The organism is Paenibacillus sp. Dod16 (assembly GCF_049893405.1).
Taxonomy (GTDB): domain Bacteria; phylum Bacillota; class Bacilli; order Paenibacillales; family Paenibacillaceae; genus Paenibacillus_AQ.
Genome location: NZ_JBNDYG010000147.1, coordinates 1 through 402, shown reverse-complemented (window position 1 = coordinate 402; position 402 = coordinate 1). Strand labels below are relative to the sequence as shown.

1 protein-coding gene is annotated in these 402 nt (G+C 55.2%); it reads left to right on the top strand.

What is annotated here, in order from left to right:
• The coding region (locus ACPV3A_RS37835) for a hypothetical protein (RefSeq protein ID WP_426205028.1) at positions 1 to 302 on the top strand (302 nt) is incomplete at its 5' end.
• Between the last annotated feature and the right edge of the window lie 100 nt (positions 303 to 402).

The window sequence follows — 402 nt, the reverse complement described above, 5'->3', positions numbered from 1 at the left end:
TTAAGCTTAAGCGGACACTTGTTCCGCTATTGCCGGCATATCACAGCAAAAAACAGGCAAAAGCCGAGAATAACGGATTCTGTGTCCGCAAAGCCTTAAATTTGGCACTGTTGTTGGCAAATAGCGGACCTCCTGTCCGCATCTCTCCGCGCATATCGCACATCGTCAGCACAGGGGGCGGCGCGCTCGGTGCGTGCACACAGGCGCCGCCGCGCTCGGTGCGTGCGCACAGGGGACAGCGCTCGGTGCGGGGACGCCGCGAACGGTGTACAGACATAAGACCTGCTCCGTGCGGACCGTGATTCCGCTATTTGCAAACAAAGGTACTAAAATTAAGCTTAAGCGGACACTTGTTCCGCTATTGCCGGCATATCACAGCAAAAAACAGGCAAAAGCCGAGAA